Source organism: Pseudomonas sp. BNK-45 (genome assembly GCF_047456255.1).
GTDB lineage: Bacteria > Pseudomonadota > Gammaproteobacteria > Pseudomonadales > Pseudomonadaceae > Aquipseudomonas.
The window spans coordinates 3193260-3207365 of sequence record NZ_CP179909.1; the positions used below are offsets into that span (position 1 = coordinate 3193260).

Below are 14106 nucleotides of genomic sequence, written 5' to 3' on the forward strand. Positions count from 1 at the left end.
GTGCGGGCGAGATTAAGTCAGGGAGGTGACAAACATGTGACCGATGGCGCTTTTCGGCAATAAATGGCGAAAGTCCTACATCGTAAATAGCTGTTTTCTCTAGATTTTTTGAGACTTGTCCTAAAGACCGGCCTCTGATCGATGCGTAGAGTGGGCAACTTTGTCTGGCGGGGATTGGGGCGACTGCCAACGCTTCATCCCCGCGGATGCCTCGGCAGTGTTGTGCTGCTATTTCGTGGTAAGCAAAGGAGTTACAAATGAGTGCCTGGTTCGAGCTGAAGCAGTATGGCAGTGGTGCATGCAGATTCTTGCTGAAGACAAAGGAGGCGCAGACCATGCTTCAAAGCGAACGATTCCCCTGCCGGGACAGTGCCGAGGCGGCTCTCGGCCTGTTCCGCGCACACTGCGCTTCTCCCGAGCGTTACGTCAAGAAAATTTCATCGGGCGGCAAACCTTATTTCAAGCTCAAGGCCGGCAAGGAAGTGATCCTGGTCAGCCATTTGTACGACTCGGAGCCCACTCTCGAGAGCGCCATCAACGCCATCGCGGCAGCCGGCACCACTGAACGGGTTGAAGTGGTCCACATGTAAGCGGTAGCAAGAAAAGCCCATCTGACGATGGGCTTTTTCATGCCTGTCGATCAGCTCAGTTCGAGCCAGATCGGTGCATGATCCGAAGGTTTTTCCATGCCGCGCAGTTCATAGTCGACGCCGGCATCCTTGATGCGCGGCAACAGGCCCTGGGAGGCCATGATCAAGTCGATGCGCAGGCCACGCTTGGGTTCGTCCTCGAAGCCGCGGCTGCGGTAGTCGAACCAGCTGAAGCGGTCGTTCACCTCGGGGTTGAGGTGACGGAAGCTGTCCACCAGGCCCCAGTTCTTCAGGCGGGCCATCCACTCGCGCTCTTCCGGCAGGAAGCTGCATTTGCCGGTCTTGAGCCAGCGCTTGGCGTTGTCGGCGCCGATGCCGATGTCGCAGTCTTCCGGGGAAATGTTCACGTCGCCCATGACCACCAGGGGCTGCTCTTTGCTGAAGCGGCTTTCCAGCAGGTGTTGCAGATCGCTGTAGAAGCGCTCCTTGGCCGGGAACTTGGTCGGATGCTCACGGCTTTCGCCCTGGGGAAAGTAGCCGTTCATGATGGTCACCGGTGTGCCGTGGGCGTCGGCGAAGGTGCCCCAGATAAAGCGTCGCTGGGCGTCTTGGTCATCGCCTTCGAAACCTTTGTGCAGGGCCAGCGGCGCCTGGCGCGAGAGCAGGGCGACGCCGTAATGGCCTTTCTGGCCGTGGTAGTGCACGTGGTAGCCCAGGGCCTGGACGTCGGCGAGGGGGAACTGCTCGTCGGCGACCTTGGTTTCCTGCAGGCCGATCACGTCCGGCTGGTGTTTGTCGATCAGCGCCGCCAACTGATGAGGGCGGGCGCGCAGCCCGTTGATATTGAACGAGACGATCTTCATGGTCGGCGGTCCTGGCAAAACAGCGATGCTAGCTGACAACGCCCGGGTCGACCAGCGTGGCAGCGCCGTGGATGCGCTGCTAATGTCCTTGGGCGCGGGGAACGATCAGCGCCGTGCAGGGCTCGTAATAACAAGAGCGCGGCCACTTGAGCCGGGGCCAGGGGAGAGTGACCGTCATGCCTGATACCTCCAACACCATTGCCGATATCCACATGCTCGACAGCGGTTATTCCCGCGAAGCGCGGTCGTTGCTGTACCAGGCCTACCGGCATGAACCGACTTTCGCGTTCATTTTCGAGTCCGAGCGCGCCGGTTACGAACAACGGGTACGGGCCACGGTGCGCGAGCTGGTCAAGCAGCATTTTCTTCAGGATCTGCCGGCCATTGGCCTGCTGGTCAACGACCGGCTGATCGGCATTGCCTTGATCGCTCCGCCGCAACGGCGCCTGGGGATCACCGAAAGCTGGGCCTGGCGCCTGCGCATGGTGCTCAGCACCGGTTTTCGCTGCACCCGGCGTTACCTGGAGTACCACCAGGCGGTGCAGGCCTGTCTGCCCAGTGACGCGGTCCATGTATTGCCGTTGCTCGGGGTGCATCCGCAGTTCCAGGGGCAGCATTTTGGCGAGCAACTGCTCGCGGCGGTGCACAACTGGTGCGCGGTGGACGAGCATTCCCAAGGGGTGGTGCTGGACACCGGCAATCCCCGTTATCTGGAGTTCTACAAGCGTCAGGGGTACGCCGAAGTCGGCGAGGTGGCCGTGGGACCGGTGCGCGAGCATGTGTTCTTCCACCCCAATCCCCAGCTCTTACAAAGTGCAACAGGCTGATATAGAACTTTCCGTGCGTTTGAGCGCTCTATCGCCCTCCCAAGCTCGTGATAGCATCCGCGCCTATGAAGTTTCCAGGAAGATTTACCAGCGGCTTTTTGCTGTTGTTCACAAGTTGTGCGGCGCTGGCGCAGAGCGAATTGGATGTCAGGGTAAAGCCCGCCAATGATGAGCTGAAGGCCAATGTGGAGGGTTACATTGGCGACGTCGGTGATCGCGATGAGCAAGCCCTGCTGCGGTTCAGCCGGGGAGCCGAGGAGCAGGCGAAGAAAGCCGCCCAGGCCCTGGGCTACTACCAGCCCCATATCCAGAGCGAAGTGCGCGGTGGCGACAAGCCCCGTCTGCAGCTGCGCATCGATCCCGGCGAGCCGGTGCATCTGCGCAATGTCACGATCCGCGTCGAAGGCCCGGCGGCTTCCCTCAAGTCTTTTCGCACCCCCGACAGCGAGCAGCTCAAACCGGGCGCGGTGCTCAATCATGGCCATTATGAAGACGCCAAGCGCCTGATCCAGAACCAGGCCTCGCGCTACGGTTTCTTTAGCGGGCGCTTTACTCGCCAGCAACTCTCGGTGGACCCGCTGGCCGGCGTCGCCGACATCGAGCTGGTGTACGACAGCGGCCCGCGCTACGCCCTGGGCAAGGTCAGCTTCACCGGGGATTCGCTGTTCGATGAAGACCTGCTGCGGCGCATGGTGCCCTTCAAGAGCGGAGCCCCCTATGACTCGGAGCTGATCGCCGAACTCAACCAGGCGCTACAGTCCAGCGGCTATTTCGAAGGCGTGCGGGTGGACGCCGCCCCCTCGGCCGCCGAACACCAAGTGATTCCGGTGGCGGTTCAGCTGGAGACGCGCAAGCCGCGGACCATGGGACTGGGTTTGGGGTACTCCACCGACGTCGGTCCCCGGGTCAAGGCCAACTGGACTCGACACTGGGTCAATCCCCAGGGCCACAGTTACGGCTGGGAGGCGGAAGTCTCGGCGCCCCGGCAGAACGTCGGCCTGTGGTACGACATTCCCCTGGATCCGCCGCTGACCGACAAGTTGCGCTTCGCCGGGGGTTACCAGAACGAAGAGCTCGCCGGCACCGACACCCTGAGCAAGTTGCTCACGGTGGGCCCCGAGTGGCACAGCAAGTTGCCCAGCGGCTGGCAGCGGGTGGTGTCGCTGAAGTATCAACGCGAGGAATACCGCCTCGGAGACGACTCGGGTCTGAGTAATCTGCTGATGCCCGGTCTGACCTATTCCTACCTGCGCAGCGACAACCGCATCGATCCGCACAACGGCTATCGCATCCAGTTCGACACCAAGCTGGCCAAGGAAGGCGTGGGTTCCGACACCAATCTGTTGTACGGCACGGTGCTGCTCAAGGGCCTGACCACGGCCTGGGATAATCACCGGTTTCTTGGCCGGGTGCAGTTCGGGGGCAGCGCCACCAACGGCTACAAGTCGATTCCGCCGTCCCTGCGCTTCTTTGCCGGTGGCGACCAGAGTGTGCGCGGTTACGACTATCAGACCCTGTCGCCGGAAAACGCCGAAGGCGATCGCATCGGTGGCCGCTACATGGTGGCCGGCAGTGTCGAGTACCAATACTCCATTGCCGAGAAATGGCGGATCGCGACCTTCGTCGATCAGGGCAACTCCTTCAATAAACTGGAACTGCCGAACCTCAAGACCGGGGTGGGCGTGGGCCTGCGCTGGGTGTCGCCGGTCGGGCCGATCCGGGTCGACCTGGCCCACGCGATGAATGATGACGGCGGTATTCGTTTGCACTTTTCCATGGGGCCAGAGCTTTGAAGCGTGGTTTGAAGATAACGCTGCTGGCGGTCCTTGCGCTGGTGATCCTGATCATCCTGGCGGTAACCACCGTGCTGGGGACCCAGGCCGGCAGTCGCTGGGCCCTGGCGCGGGTGCCGGGGCTGACCCTGGTGCATTTCGATGGCCGCCTCGGCGGCCAATGGAGCGCCGATCACCTGCTCTGGCAACAGGGCGACAATCGAGTCGAGCTCAGCCTGGTGAAGTTCGCCTGGTCTCCGGCCTGCCTGCTGCGCCGCACCCTGTGCATCGAACAATTGCAGGCCGAGCAGGTCAGCCTGCAATTGCCGCCCGGTGCCGAAGAAGAAACAGATTCCGCTCCCATCAGCCTGCCGCAGCTGAAACTGCCACTGGCCATCGAACTGGGCCAGGTGCAGATCGGCAGCCTGCTGCTCAACGGCAGCGAACAGCTCAAGGGCTTGCAACTGGCGGCGCACTGGACCGCGCAAGGCCTGCAGATCGACTCGCTGCAGTTGCAGCGCGATGACTTGAGCCTGACCCTTTCCGGGCTGTTGCAACCGGCTGGCGACTGGCCGTTGACCGCCCAGGGCACCCTCGCTTTGCCGGCTCCCGGTGGCGGCCCCTGGTCCCTGGCGCTGAAGGTGGAAGGCGACCTGCTCAAGACCCTGAAGCTGCATGCCGACAGCAGCGGCTACCTGCAAGGGCAATTGAGCGGTCAATTGCAGCCATTGGCGGAGAATCTGCCGGCAGAGGTGCGGATCACTGCCGATGGTTTCAAGGCCAGCGCCGATCTGCCGGACACCCTGCAGCTGGATCAGCTGGAACTGACCGGCAACGGCGACCTGAAAAGCGGCTACCAGCTTGCTGGCAAGGCCAGCCTGCCAGCGGAGCAGGGGCCGGTGGCCCTGGTGCTTTCGGGCAAGGTCGACGCCAAGGGGGCGCAGATTGCCGCTCTGGACCTGAATGTCAGCGACAAGCAGCACCTCAAGCTCAGCGGGCAACTGGACTGGAGCGAAGGTTTTTCCGCCGAGGCCAAGCTCGCCTGGCTGGATTTCCCCTGGCACCGCCTGTATCCGCTGATCGATGAGCCGGCCGTGCGGGTCCGCAGCTTCGACGCCGAGGTGGCTTATCGCGACGGTCATTACCTGGGCAACTTCAAGGGCGACCTGGACGGTCCGGCCGGCGCCTTCAGCCTGAGCAGCCCGTTCAGTGGCGACCTGAGCAAAATCTTCCTGCCGCAGTTCAAGCTGGTGGCGGGGCAAGGCAAGGCCGAAGGTCACCTGAACCTGCAATTTGCCGATGGCGTGGCCTGGGACACGGCGCTGGACCTGTCGGCGATCAATCCGGCCTATTGGCTGGCGGAGTTGCCCGGGACCCTGGCCGGCCCGTTGCGCAGTCAGGGTGAAATGAAGAATGAACAGCTCAAGCTCACTGCCGACCTTGACCTCAAGGGCCGCCTGCGAGGGCAGCCGGCGCTGTTGCAGGCCAAGGCCGACGGCGCGGGAGAGCAGTGGCAGTTGAGTGCGTTGGACATCCGCCTCGGTGACAACAGCATCAAGGGGACGGGTAGCCTACAGCAGAAGCTCGCCGGACAACTGGACATCAAGCTGCCACGGCTGGGCCAGCTCTGGCCGCAGTTGCGCGGGCAGCTCACTGGTCGGGTGGAGCTGGCAGGGACGCTCAAGGCGCCCCAGGGCAAGGTGGATCTTGCGGGGCAGCAATTGGCCTTTGCCGAGAACCGCCTGCAAAACCTCAAGCTGAATGCCACGCTCGATGGTGCACAAAAGGCTCGGGTGGAGCTCAAGGGCAGTGGGATTCAGGCGGGGGACACTCAGCTTGGCACCCTGACCCTGGCCGGCCAGGGCGATATCAAGCAACAGGCCCTGCAGCTGGACCTGCAAGGCCCCTTGCTGAAGCTGGCCCTGGGACTGGACGGCACCCTGGACCAGGGCAACTGGCGTGGGCGCCTGGCCAATGGCGAGGTGCAGTCCGGCGGCCAGGACTGGAAGCTGCAAGGCCCGGCCAAACTCGAGCGGCTGGCCAGTGGCACTCTCAACTTCGGTGCCCACTGCTGGGTCAGTGGCGATGCCAGCCTGTGCGGTGAAGACCAGCGCTTGATGCCTGATCCGAGGCTGCGTTATCACCTCAAGCGCTTCCCCATCGACAGCCTGGCCCAATGGCTGCCCAAGGATTTCGCCTGGAAAGGCCTGCTCAATGCCGAGGTGCAGCTGGATCTGCCGGCCAGCGGGCCCAAGGGGCAGGTCGTCCTGGACGCCAGTGGTGGCACCTTGCGGGTCAAGGACAAGGATCAGTGGCTGGACTTCCCCTATCAGGCGCTGAAGCTCGATACCCGCCTCAACCCGCGGCGCATCGATACCCAGTTGCAGTTCGAGGGCGGCAAGCTGGGGCAATTGATGGTGCAGGCGCAGATCAATCCGCTGGCGAGGAACAAACCCCTGTCCGGGGAGTTTCGTCTCACGGGCCTGGACCTGTCGGTGGCGCGGCCCTTCGTGCCCATGGTGGAGAAGCTTGGCGGCAACCTGAATGGCAGTGGTCGCCTGTCGGGCGGGCTGTTGGCGCCTCAGGTCAATGGCAACCTGCAGCTCAGTGACGGACTGGTGTCCGGCTCGGAGCTGCCCACCAGCCTCGAAGACCTGCAATTGACCGCACAGATCATGGGCGAGAGCGTGCGCCTGGATGGCGGCTGGAAAAGCGGCAAGTCCGGGCAGGGCAGCCTCACTGGCAACCTGGCCTGGGGCCGGGCGCTGATGGTGGACCTGAGTCTCAAGGGCACGCAGCTGCCGGTGACGGTCGAGCCCTATGCGGCGCTGGAAGTGGCGCCGGATCTGAAGATCTCGCTGCGCGACGACAAGCTGGCGATCGATGGCAAGGTGTTGATTCCCAGGGGCCAGATCACCGTGCGTGAACTGCCGCCGTCCACGGTCAAGGTGTCCGACGACACGGTCATCGTCGGTCAGCAGACCGAAGAGGGGCAAAAGCCCATGGCCATGGCGATGAACATCGATGTTGAGGTGGGGCAGGACAAACTCAGTTTTGCCGGCTTCGGTCTGACCGCCAACCTGCAGGGCCACGTGCATATCGGCGACAACATGGACACCCGCGGCGAGCTGTGGCTCAACGATGGCCGCTACCGCGCCTATGGCCAGCGCCTGACGGTACGGCGGGCGCGGTTGCTGTTCGCCGGTCCCATCGACCAGCCGTACCTGGACATCGAAGCGGTGCGCCAGACCGACAACGTGATCGCCGGCATCCGCCTGAGCGGCAGTGCCGAGCAACCGGCGACGCAGATCTTCTCCGAACCGGCCATGAGCCAGGAGCAGGCGTTGTCCTATCTGGTGCTGGGACGGCCGCTGAGCTCCACCGGCGAGGACAACAACATGCTGGCCCAGGCCGCCTTGGGGCTGGGGCTGATGGGCAGCTCCGAACTCACCGGCAGTATTGCCAAGAACCTGGGGATTCAGGACTTCCAGCTCGATACCCAGGGCAGCGGCAACAGCACCAGCGTGGTGGCCAGCGGCAATATTTCCGAGAAGCTCAGCCTGCGCTATGGCGTCGGGGTGTTCGAGCCGGCCAGCACCATCGCCCTGCGCTACAAACTGAGTAAGAAGGTCTACCTGGAAGCGGCCAGCGGCTTTGCCAGCTCCCTGGACATCTTCTACAAGCGCGACTTCTAAGTCCTGCCGCCGGGAGGTGCAACGCCTCCCGTTCACCTGGCTTCTTTCCTCGCTCCGGACCTGTGCCGCGTTCAAGGCGGCGTGCTGTGCCGTTTATCAAACAAATAAAGAGCAAGCTAACTACTGCGTTGACATTCTCTGCCTAGGCAGTAATATCTCGACACACACTCTCTGCCTAGGCAGCTAATTGGTGGTCAGATGAAGCATTTCGAACCCGACGACTTTCACAATTGCCATCTCGGCCTGTTGCTGGGGCGTGCCGCCTTGCTCAAGGACCGGATCATCGACACGCACATGGAGCCCCACGGCATCACGGCGGCGCAGTTCAAGGTGCTGATCATCATGGCCCAGTTCGGGGTCGATACCCCGGCCGAGTTGTGTCGTCACCTGTCCCTGGACAGCGGTTCGATGACCCGCATGCTCGATCGTCTGCAACAGAAGGATTTCCTTGCCCGCAAACGCTCGGAAGGCGACCGGCGCCAAGTGCGCCTGGTGCTGACCGAGGAGGGGCAGAAGCTCGCCGATCGGCTGCCCTACATCGGCGCCAATGCAATGAACCAGCTGGCCGGTGCCATCACGCCCGACGAGTTGCGCACCCTGGAACAGATCCTCAAGAAAATTTTGCTGGCAGCCGGTGACCCGATCACTGTCCTGCGCTTAGGTGAAAAATGAGCAGTAAAACCTTGCGTACACGTGTCAGCCTGGTGCTGTTGGCCATGAGCCTGGCCGGTTGTGCCAATTACAGTGGCCTGGCGACTTCCGGCGTCAACCTTGAGGCACACAGCCTGGCAACCGGTCAGTCGCTCAATGGCGTGAAGCTCTCGCCGGCGGCCTGGCCGCAACGCGACTGGTGGAAAAGCCTGGGCGATAGCCAGCTCGATGGCCTGATCCTGGAAGCCCTGCGGGACAGCCCGGACATGCAGATCGCCAGCGCCCGGGCCCATCAGGCCAGCGCCGCGGCCTATGCCGCCGATGCCGAGCGGATGCCGACCTTGGATGCCAGCGCCGGCGTCAGCCGTTCGCGTCTGGCCCGTGACCAGGACCCGCTGGGTCAGGGCGGTGCCTATTCCACGGTGCGCAACATCAGCGCCACCTTCAATTACAACTTCGATCTCTGGGGCGGCCAGCGTGCGGCCTGGGAGGCCGCGCTGGGTCAGGCCCGCGCCGCCGAGATCGACCGCCAGGCCGCCAGCCTCACCCTGGCCGCCGATGTGGCCAGGGCCTACAGCGACCTGGGGCGGGCACATATCGTCCATGACCTGGCTGACGAAGACCTCAAGCGGACCCGGCAGATGCTCGATCTGAGTCGGCGCCGCCTGGATTCCGGGATCGACAGCCAGTACCAGTACCAGCAGACCGAAAGCCTGGAGGCCAGTGCCCAGGCCAGTCTGATCGACGCCGAGAAGCAGCTGCAGAGCGCCAGGATCACCCTCGCGGTGCTCCTGGGCAAAGGCCCGGGTCGGGCCGACGACATCGTCCGGCCCAAGGTTCTGCAGGCCAGTGCCGTGGCCCTGCCTTCGACCTTGCCCGCCGAACTGTTGGGACGCCGGCCCGATCTGGTAGCGGCGCGCTGGCGGGTGGAAGCGGCGAGCAAGAACATCGACGCCAGCAAGACCCGCTTCTATCCCAACCTCAACCTGAGTGCCAGCGCCGGCGCCGAGTCGTTGCTGGGGGATGCGATGTTCGGCTCCGCCAGCCGCTTCTTCAGCATTGCGCCGACCGTTTCGCTGCCGATTTTCGACGGTGGGCGCCTGCGCGCGGACCTGGATGCCCGGGACGCCGACTACGACCTGGCGGTGGCGCAGTACAACAAGACCCTGGTGACCGCCCTGGGGGATGTCAGCGACAGCATCTCGCAGCTGCGGGATATCGGGCGGCAGATCGTCGCCCAGCAACATGCCACGGACATTGCCCGGGACTCCTACAACACCGTGGTCCAGCGCTTCGGTTCCGGTATCGGCAACTACCTGGATGTGCTGAGCATCGAGCAGCAGTTGCTCCAGGCCCAGCGTCAGCTGGCCACGCTGAACGCCCAGCAGATTGATCTGTCGATCCAACTGATGCAGGCGTTGGGGGGCGGCTTCGGCGCCCAGAACCTGGCTTCGGCCAACCCGACCCCAGCCCCGCAGACTAAATAATTCGAGGTATTCGTCATGGCCACTGCCGACACTCAAACAACCGAAAACACCCCGGACGGCGCTCAATCGCGCAAGCGCAAAGTCATGTTGCTGGGGCTCACGGCCCTGGTCATCCTGGGTGGCCTGGGCGTGTTCGCCTGGCATGAACTCTACGGGCGCTGGAATGAAAGCACCGACGATGCCTACGTGAACGGCAACGTGGTGGAGATCACCCCGCTGGTCACCGGCACCGTGGTCAGCATCGGTGCCGACGACGGCGACCTGGTGCATGAAGGCCAGGTGCTGATCAATTTCGACCCCAACGACGCCCAGGTCGGCCTGCAGAGTGCCGAGGCCAATCTGGCGCGCACGGTGCGCCAGGTGCGCGGCCTGTACAGCAATGTCGATGGCATGCGGGCCCAGGTGGCGGCGCAGAAAGCCGAAGTGCAGAAGGCTCAGGAGAACTTCAGTCGGCGCAAGAACCTGGCGGCCAGCGGAGCGATTTCCCAGGAAGAACTGTCCCACGCTCGCGATGACCTGACCTCGGCGCAAAACGCCCTGGCCAATGCCCAGCAGCAACTCAACACCACCAACGCGCTGGTGGATGACACCGTGGTTTCCAACCATCCGGATGTGCAGGCCGCGGCTGCGCAACTGCGTCAGGCCTACCTGAACAATGCCCGCAGTACCCTGATTGCGCCGGTGACCGGCTATGTGGCCAAGCGCACCGTGCAACTGGGACAGCGGGTCCAGCCGGGCACCGCGCTGATGGCGGTGATTCCCCTCGACCAGCTGTGGATCGACGCCAACTTCAAGGAAACCCAGCTGCGGGACATGCGCATCGGTCAGGCGGTCGAGATCGAAGCGGACATCTACGGCAGCGATGTGAAGTACAGCGGCACCATCGATAGCCTCGGTGCCGGTACGGGCAGCGCCTTCGCCTTGCTGCCGGCACAGAATGCCACCGGCAACTGGATCAAGATCGTGCAGCGGGTGCCGGTGCGTATCCACGTGAATGCCGAAGAGCTGGCCAAGCATCCGCTGCGGGTTGGCCTGTCGACTCTGGTGAACGTCAACCTGCGGGACCAGAGCGGCCCGGTATTGGCCCAGCAGCCTCCGCAAAAGGCGTCTTTTAGCACCAATGTCTACGACCGTCAGTTGGGTGAGGCCGATACGCTGATTGCCCGCCTGATCCACGACAACAGCGCGGCCATCGGCAAGACCGCCCAGCGCTGATTCGCCAATCCGTCGACCCCGGCCTGCCTGACGGCCGGGGTGCCTGCCCTGTTCCAAAGGATTCGCGATGAGCAATAACGCATCTTTCAAGCCGCCCAGCCTGCTGCTGAGCACCATCGGCCTGTCCCTGGCGACCTTCATGCAGGTGCTCGATACCACCATCGCCAACGTGGCGTTGCCAACCATCTCCGGCAACCTCGGGGTGAGTTCGGAACAGGGCACCTGGGTGATTACCTCGTTCGCCGTGAGCAACGCCATCGCCTTGCCGCTGACCGGCTGGCTGAGCCGGCGTTTCGGCGAGGTGAAGCTGTTTATCTGGGCCACGCTGCTGTTCGTGCTGGCCTCGTTCCTGTGCGGCATTTCCACCTCGATGCCCGAGCTCGTCGGTTTTCGCGTGCTGCAAGGGGTGGTGGCGGGCCCGCTGTACCCGATGACCCAGACCTTGCTGATTGCCGTCTACCCACCGGCGAAGAGGGGCATGGCCCTGGCGCTGCTGGCGATGGTCACGGTGGTGGCGCCGATTGCCGGGCCCATACTCGGTGGCTGGATCACCGACAGCTACAGCTGGCCGTGGATCTTCTTCATCAACGTGCCGATTGGTCTGTTCGCCGCCTGGGTGGTGCAGCAGCAATTGAAGGCGCGGCCGGTGGTCACCAGCCGACAGCCGATGGACTACATCGGTTTGCTGAGCCTGATCGTCGGGGTGGGGGCCTTGCAGATCGTCCTCGACAAGGGCAATGACCTGGACTGGTTCGAGTCCAACTTCATCATCGTCGGCACGCTGATCTCGGTGATTGCCCTGGCGGTGTTCGTGATCTGGGAAATGACCGATCGTCATCCGGTGGTCAACCTGCGGCTGTTCGCCCATCGCAACTTTCGCATCGGCACCATTGTGCTGGTGGGTGGTTACGCCGGGTTCTTCGGGATCAACCTGATCCTGCCGCAATGGTTGCAGACCCAGATGGGCTATACCGCCACCTGGGCCGGGCTGGCAGTGGCGCCGATCGGCATCCTGCCGGTGCTGATGTCGCCCTTTGTCGGCAAGTACGCCCACAGGTTCGACCTGCGCCTGCTGGCCGGGCTGGCGTTCCTGGCCATTGGCCTGAGCTGCTTCATGCGTGCCGGTTTCACCAATGAGGTGGACTTCCAGCACATCGCCCTGGTGCAGCTGTTCATGGGGATTGGCGTGGCGCTGTTCTTCATGCCGACCCTGAGCATCCTGATGTCCGATCTGCCGCCGCACCAGATCGCCGACGGCGCTGGCCTGGCGACTTTCCTGCGGACGCTGGGGGGTAGCTTTGCGGCGTCGCTGACGACCTGGATCTGGATTCGCCGGGCCGATCAGCACCATGCCTACATGAGTGAGAGCATGAGCATCTTCGATCCGGTGACTCGGGATGCGCTGAATAATCTGGGCGGGGCGAGCAGCAAGGCTTACGCGCAACTGGATCAAGTCCTGACCAGCCAGGCGTACATGCTCTCGACCGTGGACTATTTCACCTTGCTGGGCTGGGGCTTCATGGGCCTGATTCTGCTGGTGTGGCTGGCCAAGCCACCCTTCGCCGCCAAGGCCGGCCCGGCTTCGGCGGGGCATTGACGCCCATTGCCGTAGGCGCGGGCTTGCCAGCGAAGGCGTCCGCAAGGGGCATGCAAGACCGGCTGGCTGCTTCGCCGGCAAGCCGGCTCCTACACTAATGACCTTGTTGCAGGAGCCGGCGTGCCAGCGAAAGAAGCGCCGCTCAAGGCGAGTCCGGCAACGCCAACTGGGTGGGCACGAAATCGAACGCAGCCAGTTGGAAGCCTTGCTCGTCCACCTGCAACGCCCATCCCTGACGGTCCCAATCCCCCAGCACAATGCGCTTGGCGGCCTGCTCGCCAATCTGCAGCTTGTGAATCGCCGGACGGTGGGTATGGCCGTGAACCAGGGTGCCGACTCCATGTTCGCGCATGATCCGCGGTACTTCGTCCGGGGTCACGTCGACAATGTCGTTGGCCTTCATGCGGGTCTGGGCCTGGCTTTCGTTGCGCAGCTTGCGCGCCAGCTTGCGCCGGGTGCGCAACGGCAGGTGCCGCAGAATCCACAGGCTCAGCGGGTTGCGCAGGTAGCGGCGCATGCGCATGTAGGCTTCGTCGCGGGTACACAGGCTATCGCCATGCATCAGCAATACCGGTTCACCGTAAAAGTCGACGACGCTGGGGTCCTTGAGCAGGGTGGCGCCGGCCGCCTTGCAAAAGGCTTGGCCAAGCATGAAATCGCGATTGCCGTGCATGAGGAAAACCTGCGTACCGCTGTCGCTCAGCTCCCGCAGTGCCTGGCAAATGGAAAGTTGGTAGGGGGTCATGGCATCGTCGCCGATCCATACCTCGAAAAAATCCCCGAGGATGTACAGCGCCTCGGCGGCGCGAGCGCGCCCACCGAGTAAATCCAGAAACGCCCGGGTAATGTCCGGGCGTGTATCAATCAGATGCAAATCTGAAATCAGCAGTATCACTCAATGATCTCGGCTTTCTCGATGATCACGTCTTCTGCGGGTACGTCCTGGTGGCCGGCTTTCATGGTGGTGGCCACGCCTTTGATCTTGTCGACCACTTCGGTGCCGGCGATCACTTTACCGAATACTGCGTAGCCCCAGCCTTGAACGGTCTTGCCGCTGTGGTTGAGGAAGCTGTTGTCGGCAACGTTGATGAAGAATTGCGCGGAAGCCGAATGCGGCTCCATGGTGCGGGCCATGGCGACGGTGTACTTGTCGTTGGAAAGGCCGTTGTCCGCTTCGTTCTGGATGCTTGGACGCTTGTCTTTCTTTTCTTTCATGCCAGGTTCGAAGCCGCCGCCCTGGATCATGAAGTTACCGATGACGCGGTGAAATACGGTGTTTTCATAGTGACCGGCTTTCACGTATTCGACGAAGTTGGCCACGGTCAACGGGGCTTTCTCGGCGTTCAGTTCCAGCACGATCTCGCCGTGGTTGGTGGTCAGTTTGACTTGGGTCATGGTCGGTACTCTTT

General features: G+C 63.0%; 11 protein-coding genes. 8 read left to right on the top strand and 3 right to left on the bottom strand.

Going from position 1 to position 14106, the window contains the following annotated elements; genetic code table 11:
• The first annotated feature begins 257 nt into the window (after positions 1-257).
• A complete protein-coding gene (locus ACMGG8_RS14835) occupies positions 258-590 on the top strand; it encodes a YegP family protein (protein WP_016965736.1) in 333 nt (110 codons plus the stop codon).
• A 50-nt stretch (positions 591-640) separates the two neighbouring features.
• Here the strand turns inward: ACMGG8_RS14835 and xthA are convergent, their stop codons facing one another.
• Positions 641-1453 carry an exodeoxyribonuclease III gene (gene xthA / locus ACMGG8_RS14840; RefSeq protein ID WP_414159812.1) on the bottom strand — a complete coding sequence of 271 codons (813 nt, stop codon included), beginning with the start codon at positions 1451-1453 and terminating at the stop codon, positions 641-643.
• A gap of 176 nt (positions 1454-1629) precedes the next feature.
• Here xthA and ACMGG8_RS14845 point away from each other — a divergent pair, with 176 nt between their 5' ends.
• The 7 genes from ACMGG8_RS14845 (at position 1630) to ACMGG8_RS14875 (ending at position 12697) form a co-directional block, all read left to right on the top strand.
• A complete protein-coding gene (locus ACMGG8_RS14845; RefSeq protein WP_060840151.1) occupies positions 1630-2280 on the top strand; it encodes a GNAT family N-acetyltransferase in 651 nt (216 codons plus the stop codon).
• Between the two features lie 65 nt (positions 2281-2345).
• On the top strand, positions 2346-4073 hold the full coding sequence (locus ACMGG8_RS14850; protein WP_414159813.1) for an autotransporter assembly complex protein TamA: 1728 nt from the start codon (positions 2346-2348) through the stop codon (positions 4071-4073).
• The gene (locus ACMGG8_RS14855) at positions 4070-7747 is read left to right on the top strand and encodes a translocation/assembly module TamB domain-containing protein (RefSeq protein ID WP_414159814.1); all 3678 of its coding nucleotides are present in this window, start codon (positions 4070-4072) and stop codon (positions 7745-7747) included. The genes ACMGG8_RS14850 and ACMGG8_RS14855 overlap by 4 nt, the downstream gene beginning before the upstream one ends.
• A 198-nt stretch (positions 7748-7945) precedes the next feature.
• Positions 7946-8419, top strand: coding sequence for a MarR family winged helix-turn-helix transcriptional regulator (locus tag ACMGG8_RS14860; protein ID WP_016965731.1), 474 nt, complete (start codon positions 7946-7948; stop codon positions 8417-8419).
• Positions 8416-9885: an efflux transporter outer membrane subunit gene (locus ACMGG8_RS14865; protein ID WP_060840148.1), complete on the top strand. Its 1470-nt coding sequence runs from the start codon at positions 8416-8418 to the stop codon at positions 9883-9885. The genes ACMGG8_RS14860 and ACMGG8_RS14865 overlap by 4 nt, the downstream gene beginning before the upstream one ends.
• 15 nt (positions 9886-9900) lie before the next feature.
• Positions 9901-11100, top strand: a complete 1200-nt coding sequence (locus ACMGG8_RS14870) for an HlyD family efflux transporter periplasmic adaptor subunit (protein WP_060844111.1) — start codon at positions 9901-9903, stop codon at positions 11098-11100.
• A 67-nt stretch (positions 11101-11167) separates the two neighbouring features.
• Positions 11168-12697, top strand: a complete 1530-nt coding sequence (locus ACMGG8_RS14875; protein WP_060840146.1) for a DHA2 family efflux MFS transporter permease subunit — start codon at positions 11168-11170, stop codon at positions 12695-12697.
• A gap of 142 nt (positions 12698-12839) precedes the next feature.
• On the opposite strand, the gene ACMGG8_RS14880 is transcribed toward ACMGG8_RS14875, so the two are convergent.
• Positions 12840-13592 (bottom strand): UDP-2,3-diacylglucosamine diphosphatase, encoded by a 753-nt coding sequence (locus tag ACMGG8_RS14880; protein ID WP_414159815.1) that lies wholly within the window; start codon positions 13590-13592, stop codon positions 12840-12842.
• Positions 13589-14092, bottom strand: coding sequence for a peptidylprolyl isomerase (locus ACMGG8_RS14885; RefSeq protein WP_060840144.1), 504 nt, complete (start codon positions 14090-14092; stop codon positions 13589-13591). The genes ACMGG8_RS14880 and ACMGG8_RS14885 overlap by 4 nt, the downstream gene beginning before the upstream one ends.
• Positions 14093-14106: the final 14 nt, after the last annotated feature.

Bases quoted from the DNA above. Each gene is read 5' to 3' on its own strand.
- ACMGG8_RS14865 (WP_060840148.1), top strand. From the start codon at position 8,416: ATGAGCAGTAAAACCTTGCGTACACGTGTCAGCCTGGTGCTGTTGGCC.
- ACMGG8_RS14850 (WP_414159813.1), top strand. From the start codon at position 2,346: ATGAAGTTTCCAGGAAGATTTACCAGCGGCTTTTTGCTGTTGTTCACA.
- xthA (WP_414159812.1), bottom strand. From the start codon at position 1,453: ATGAAGATCGTCTCGTTCAATATCAACGGGCTGCGCGCCCGCCCTCAT.
- ACMGG8_RS14875 (WP_060840146.1), top strand. From the start codon at position 11,168: ATGAGCAATAACGCATCTTTCAAGCCGCCCAGCCTGCTGCTGAGCACC.
- ACMGG8_RS14885 (WP_060840144.1), bottom strand. From the start codon at position 14,092: ATGACCCAAGTCAAACTGACCACCAACCACGGCGAGATCGTGCTGGAA.
- ACMGG8_RS14845 (WP_060840151.1), top strand. From the start codon at position 1,630: ATGCCTGATACCTCCAACACCATTGCCGATATCCACATGCTCGACAGC.
- ACMGG8_RS14835 (WP_016965736.1), top strand. From the start codon at position 258: ATGAGTGCCTGGTTCGAGCTGAAGCAGTATGGCAGTGGTGCATGCAGA.
- ACMGG8_RS14860 (WP_016965731.1), top strand. From the start codon at position 7,946: ATGAAGCATTTCGAACCCGACGACTTTCACAATTGCCATCTCGGCCTG.
- ACMGG8_RS14870 (WP_060844111.1), top strand. From the start codon at position 9,901: ATGGCCACTGCCGACACTCAAACAACCGAAAACACCCCGGACGGCGCT.